The sequence below is a fragment of the Coleofasciculus sp. LEGE 07092 genome (genome assembly GCF_015207375.1).
Lineage (GTDB): Bacteria > Cyanobacteriota > Cyanobacteriia > Cyanobacteriales > Coleofasciculaceae > LEGE-07092.
Genome location: NZ_JADEWY010000088.1, coordinates 21,842 through 28,549 on the forward strand (window position 1 = coordinate 21,842; position 6,708 = coordinate 28,549).

Below are 6,708 nucleotides of genomic sequence, written 5' to 3' on the forward strand. Positions count from 1 at the left end.
TAGTGAAACAGGCGGCATAGTCAGAAAGGTGTCATGCAGGAAAATTTTGTCTGCAATTATGATTATGGGGCGATTATTGGGTAACAAGCGATGTTAGTATAATTTTAAACTAGGAATTATTAGTTTGTTTCAAAATCAAGTTAAATAAATTAATAAAATGATTAAAAATATTCAAGTCGAAAATTTTAAGAATTATCGATATGGAGTTTTGCCCTTGGCTTCTTTAACCGTTTTAATTGGAGCTAATGCCTCAGGCAAAAGCAACATAATTGAAGCCCTAAAATTACTGTCTATGATTGCTGGAGGTGAGCGATTAAGCCTGCTTGGGAACACACATCAACAGAGTGACAATCTGTTTAGAGGTGAAATTAATAATCTTGGATACCGAGGAGCAATATCGTTACAAATTTCCTGTGATGTGACAACTCAAGCGTTTGCAGGCTGGGAGCATTTTGAGATTAATCTAGGCTTTAGCAATGATGGAGAGATTCATGTCACCCAAGAAAGAATCACAGGCTCGACATCAACCGTTCCGCTCTACCAAATTATTAGTGAACCTCAAGGGGCAGGTAGTGATGTTTTTGTGGCATATAACAATTTTGCCCGTGGTGGTACAAAGCCAAAGATCGTATGCAGTAGCCAGATGGCAATTTTTACACAGTTATTGAGTGAAATTCGTTTTCGTCCTGAAAATCAAGAAAGTCAAAAAGAAATACCGAAAATTACTAAAAATTATGTGCGGTGGTTGAGTGGCATTGTTTTTCTGGAGCCTGAACCCAATGCCATGCGCTTTTATGGACATAAAACTGATCAATTGCTCAAGAAGCACGGCGAAAATATTTCGGGTGTTCTCTATAATCTCTGCCAAGACTCGATGATTAAGGCTGAGATATTAGAATTTGTGAGAAGCCTTCCTGAACAAGATATTCAAGATATCAGCTTTATTGAAACGCCTCGTGGGGAAGTGATGTTACAGCTAACTGAAACCTTTGGTGGCACATCAACTGACTATGATGCCGCCACCCTCTCAGATGGCACATTACGAGTTTTGTCGATTGCAGGAGTCTTGCTTTCGGCTCCAGAACAAAGCATTGTCGTTATTGAAGAAATTGATAACGGTGTACATCCCAGTCGAGCAGAACTTTTACTGAAGCGCATGTCTAATATTGCACAACGACGTAATTTGAGAGTGCTGATTAGTAGCCATAATCCAGCATTACTTGATGCTTTACCGGATCAGGCTGTACCAGAAACCGTTTTTTGCTATCGCAGTCCTGATGATGGTTCGAGTGAACTGATCCGATTACGAGATATTCCCGACTACCCTGAATTAATTGCTCAAGGTTCCGTTGGACATCTGATGACAAGGGGTTTACTTGAACGGTTTGTGAAACATCATCCTGGACGTGAACAGAAGCAACAAAAAGCATTGGAATGGTTAGCTTCTATCCGTAAAGAGATGGAGATTAGTGGATGAAGGCAGTGGCAATTGTTGATACTTCGATCTTTTGTGAGTTCTTGAATATTCCTAATATGAATAGCTCAAGAGAGGAAGTATTAAATGAATTTGAAAAACTTGTCCGTAACGATACATCATTTCTTTTGCCAATAACTGCTGTTTATGAAACAGGCAATCATATCGCCCAATTATCGGATGGGGGAAATTGTCGCCGTTTCGCTCAAGCCTTTGTTACGGAAGTTCATAAAGCGATTAACGGAGATGCTCCTTGGCAAATTATGCGAGTTCCAAAGGTTGAAGAAATTGGTATATGGTTAAATGAATTTCCTGATTCGGCAATGCGAAAGGTAAGCATGGGAGATCTATCAATTATTAAAGAATGGGAAGAAGCAAAAAAAAAGGACTCCCTATCTCCGGGTTTTTATTTGGTCTTTAGACCAAGACTTGAGAGGATATGACTACCAACCTGATAATGTGGGATAGAAGTTCGTTCAGGAAAAACTTGGCATTCTTATTTAACAAGTGTCCTTGACTCAATGGTTCTAGACTCGCTTACTCCGTCTTTTTTGCCATCTATTAATAGTTATAAATAGTCAATCCTGAGCCTTTATCAGCGGAGTTCAATCAAAATCTTGCTCTGACAACCTTGAACATCTAATTCTAGTCGAGGAGTTTTCTTGTCGCAGATTAGGATACCCCTATAGCCACTGGTAAAGAGGGCAAACGATAACTGATGGCTCCCCATCGCATCTATCGTGGCTTCCCCAATATTCACTTGACATTGTTCCCAATCCACTCGCACGTCTCGACTGTTAAGAACGTCAGTAATTAAAACTTGTTTGCTCGAACTCATCACCTTAATGGCTAGGTGACGCACCTCAAATCCGATGATTCCATCTTCAATGCGTTCCACTTTCGTGCCCCTAGGCAATCCCTGAATCACAGGTTCCTGAACCGTTGGCGGCTGGGGTTGGAAAGTAGGTGCCGCAGCGGATTTGGGAAGGGGTAGCCTGGGGCGCTCTCTGGAAACTAATGGTGGAGCGAGGGAGACTGAATCTGGAACAATTGCCCAGCTAGCCGATTGTTTGAGCAGTTCCGAGTAGATTTTTCTAGCTTTGTCAAGGTTATTCTGGTTTCTGGCGTACTGTTCCTGTTTTTTCTGGGTAGCAATCCAGCGCTCTCGTGCAAACTGACGGAGTTCTGGGTCAATACAATTGACAAATTGCTCATAAAATGAAAGTGTTTCTGTCACCGCTCCCACTTTCTCTAGAGCAATGCCTACTTGCTGGATTAATAGATCTTGATACCAGTCAGGAGTTGCTAAAATTTGGGTTTTGATAAATTCTACATAGTATTGGCGTTGCTGGTTATTCAGGTCATGGGGTGATAAGTCAGAGCCAGAAATTTCGTAAATGATATCGAAGTTTAAATCTAGCTTTCTCGATTCTGAACCCGTAACAATAGGTAGATAGGTTTCAATCGCGTCTATCGCTTCACTCCAATATTTTCTGCGGAATAAATACTGGAAAAGAACTTTGAGAAGCTTGATTGGAGGTCGGTTGAGACTTGCTGCGTCAAAACAAGCTTTTACTTTAACCAGTTCATCTAACCAAACATAGATCACAAAGGCTTGTTGATAGTGCTTTTTGGTTTCTAGAGCAAAAGCAACATAGGTGAGCCATTGGCGATCGCGCGGCTTGCCTGCCTGCTGCCATTCGGCGATAATGCGATCGCACTCCCCCGCTTGTGCCAGATATTCCAACCCCTCCGGCATCCCTACCCCTAAGGCTTTTGCCCAGAAATACTCCGGCGTTTGCATAGCATCGCCAGCTTCCCAGTAATATATCGCCTGCTCGTAGTTTTGGGCACGGTAAAAACAATCGCCTGCAAGTTTGTAAAATCTGCTAGGTTCAGCGAACTCTAATGCTGCCAAACCCTCTCCAAATTGCTGCCATTGCTCCGGTTTAAACTTTGGATTATTTAGGAATGCCTCAATTCGGTTAGCATACTCTTGTCTAGCTTGCGTCCATTGTTCACTCGTATTTATCGTTTGTTTTTGATTCAGAACAACGGAGGCAAACTGATGCAGCGCGTCTAAATCTTGTGGCGGTGCTGCCATAAATAAGGTCAAAAAGCGTTCGGCTGCTTGCTCTTGTGGGTGCAGGTTGTACCAATTCACTAACTCCAACCAACACATCCCCTGCCAGAAACAATCCCACGCTTGATCCGAATCACCTAACCCAAGGAAGTAGCCGCCTGCCTCACAAAAGTGCCCTTCAAACTTAAGCGCCCAAGCTTCACAAAAATCAGCGTTAGCACGATCGCCCATATCGCTGTAAAATTGCTTGGCACGTCTGAGCAAACCGGGATTTTCGGCATTCAATCCCTTCGTTTCAAATTCAAGAGCGATCGCACCTGGATCATCTTCCCGCATTTGCCGAGCCGTTGCAGGTGTTCCAGGAGTGATAGTTCTGACATTCTCTTCCCAACGTGTCTTACTTCTAGCGTGTCCCAACATGGCTTGCAACAACGCTTCATCGCTGGCATACTGCCATAATTGGCGATCGCCTTTTTCAGAATCCACCACAAATAGATAGTCGGTTGCCCTACTAGCAGCAACATAAAGCTTATTGAAAAAGTATTCAACTTTTACTTTTTGGTCTAATCCTTTTAAGTTCCAGACGCTATGGTTGCAATCTTCGCCAAACTTGTAGAGAATTACTCGTTTAAATTCCAACCCCTTCGCAGAAATTGCACTTAAAACATTCTTGAGCGGTTCTGAAGATTGAGAATTAGGTAAATTCTCCCTTGTCTCCCCCGCTCCTCTGCTCCTCTGCAAATTTTGGAAAGTACCTCATCTGCCTGTGCGTATGCAGCTTCTTCCCCTTCTTCACAGGGGACAATAATGATCGTGTTTTGAATATAACTTGCCAGTTCCTCTGCGGTAATATTCTGATTGAGAATAAACTTTTGCGGTTCCAGAAAGTTTCCCGGATGCCATGCCGTTTGGGGATTGAGTTCGGGAATATCAAACAGGACGTGACGCCATAACTGAATTAAATTGGTCGATTGCACAATCGGTGGACTTGAACGATAATTAAAGGCTAGTTCCTGAAAGTTAATCGCTAGCCTTAATTGCTCGGCTGGATCTAAAGCGGTAATCACTTCTGCATCAAAGGCAGCTTGAGTACTCGACCAATGGAATCCTGTGGGGTTCAGGGTTTGGAAGGGGTCGCCAGCAAAGGCAAAGGGTAGACTTTGAAGAGGCTGGTATCCCAAATGGTATTGGGAAAAAATAGAGAGTTGCATGATGAGCTGAAGCTCGACGCGAGTAAAGTCTTGAGCTTCATCGCAGAAAATAGCCGTATGGTCAGGATGGTAGCACTTGAGTTGCAAGACTTTGGTAATTAAATCTTGGTCATCCCAGTAACCTTGTTCAGTGGTCAGGTGCTTGTACCAGCGTTCCCAGATGGTATCGTAAATGCCTTGGAATTTCTCAAGATCGATAGTGCGTTCCTTGCGGGGAACTTCCTCATGGTAGTCTTCCGGCGTCATGTATTCTTGCTGGCGATATCCTTTAATGAAGCTGCGGATGACGTGCCAGCAGGTTTCTGGGGAATAGCGCCGTGCTTGCGGTAGGTGGAGTACAGCTTTGGCTAGGGATTCGCAGGGACTTTGACCCCGGTACAGTTGTTTGAAGCGGTGAAAGGAAATATAGTGTTCTGGGTTAAAGCGATCGCGTTCTTGGGGAGGAAGCAAGTTTAACAGAAATTTGCCAAAGGGTTGGAAGTAGCGATCAATATTGGGCAGTTCATCTCCCTGACTCCGTTCAGCAACAAAACGGTGATGGGATGAAAGCAACCGTTTCACTCCATCTCTAGCCACTTCGAGTAACCGCTCGTTATAGGTCAAAAATAACGGCTCACCAGGGAGAGGTTCCCGGCGGCGGCGTCCTTGTTTGGTGTGGTATTTCCGGTAGCAGTAGTCGGCAAATAGATAAATTAGCATGGTAGACTTGCCGCTACCTGCTCGTCCATTGATGAATAGGGGTAGGGAACTGCTAGCCGAGGTTGAGGTGGAAACTGATTGGAGAATCTGTTCTTCTTCGGCAGAAAGCGCCAGATTTGCTTCTTTTCCTCGCTCGATCGCTAACCAGCTTTCTTCATCTGCGAGTAGGTAAGCTGGATAGGAGCGGTGAGCAAAGGGGGTCAACTCGTAGAGATTCAGTTGTCGCGATAGGATGTTGGTGGTATCGGAGCCATTAAATAAGGCTGTTCTTTTCCCAACTTCGGCAATCTCTTCCTGGGAGGGTTGGTGATCGAAGGGAGCCAATAGAAACAAAACCCCTCTTACAGTAGCGTCGGTCGTTTCTAATTGGCTGTATAGAATGTAGCGATCGCTCTCACCATACAACTGTACATGATCAGGAATCTGGGGGCTGTCTAGCCATTGGGTTTCATCGAATACGGATGGGAGTATTTCTGTCTCTGCCTCTGAAGGGTGACGGTTGCCATTACCAGCAGGATGCGATCGCTGTACCGTATCGCTATTAATTTTCGAGATAATTTGGTAGTAGGTTTCCCAGGCATCTTGAATTTCGGCTTTGGCAAACTGCCTTACCCATTCGACGCTTTCGTAGATCACCCAATCCTCTTGAGCGGTTTCCATTTCCCAACCAGGAGGTTCCAACCAAGGGCGTAGGGTTGAGGGAAGCGGGGGGAGTGTTTGGGTAATGTGCTGCTGGAGTTTGGCTTGAGTGAACCAGTCTCGAATGTGTGGGAGATCAAGTTGGGGTTCGAGGTAGGTTCTGCCATAGTCTCGGGGCGCTTCTAGAAACCGCTCATAGTCACTATCGCCGCGCTTGAAGATATCGATCAAACAAAGGACTTGCTCATTATCGACTTTGAGGATACGGGCAATGAGTCTACGGTTGAGAACCCGACGCTTGAGGTAAGGATAGACGCGCTCAAAATGTGCCTGCACCTCATCAATTCTCTGCGTCTGAAGTTCAGCGCACAAGTCATTGATGCGATCATGAATACCGTATCGCTCTGCCTTTTGATTGAACCCAGAGGTGCAATAGACGTACATCGGTCAAGTCCCCGCTCTTGCTGACAAAGCTCCTAAGTTTGCCTGTATTACCTATTTTCGTCTAGCGGCGAAGGCGGTGTGGAAATTTTAGGTCGCCTTTTATACACTAGCTAGAATTTTGTTGAGGATGTGAGACCTGTCTATTATACACATCTCCT

At 44.6% G+C, this 6,708-nt stretch carries 4 protein-coding genes; 2 read left to right on the top strand and 2 right to left on the bottom strand.

The genetic code is table 11. From position 1 onward, the window contains the following. The first annotated feature begins 157 nt into the window (after positions 1-157). Both IQ257_RS19935 and IQ257_RS19940 read left to right on the top strand, forming a co-directional pair. Complete coding sequence (locus IQ257_RS19935; protein WP_193876506.1) at positions 158-1,477, top strand: AAA family ATPase; 1,320 nt, start codon at positions 158-160, stop codon at positions 1,475-1,477. 5 nt (positions 1,478-1,482) lie between these two features. Further along, a complete protein-coding gene (locus tag IQ257_RS19940; protein ID WP_228060859.1) occupies positions 1,483-1,917 on the top strand; it encodes a hypothetical protein in 435 nt (144 codons plus the stop codon). A gap of 152 nt (positions 1,918-2,069) precedes the next feature. On the opposite strand, the gene IQ257_RS30215 is transcribed toward IQ257_RS19940, so the two are convergent. Both IQ257_RS30215 and IQ257_RS30220 read right to left on the bottom strand, forming a co-directional pair. Beyond that, complete coding sequence (locus IQ257_RS30215; RefSeq protein ID WP_228060860.1) at positions 2,070-4,298, bottom strand: ATP-binding domain-containing protein; 2,229 nt, start codon at positions 4,296-4,298, stop codon at positions 2,070-2,072. Then, a complete protein-coding gene (locus tag IQ257_RS30220; protein WP_228060861.1) occupies positions 4,217-6,550 on the bottom strand; it encodes a hypothetical protein in 2,334 nt (777 codons plus the stop codon). The genes IQ257_RS30215 and IQ257_RS30220 overlap by 82 nt, the downstream gene beginning before the upstream one ends. Between the last annotated feature and the right edge of the window lie 158 nt (positions 6,551-6,708).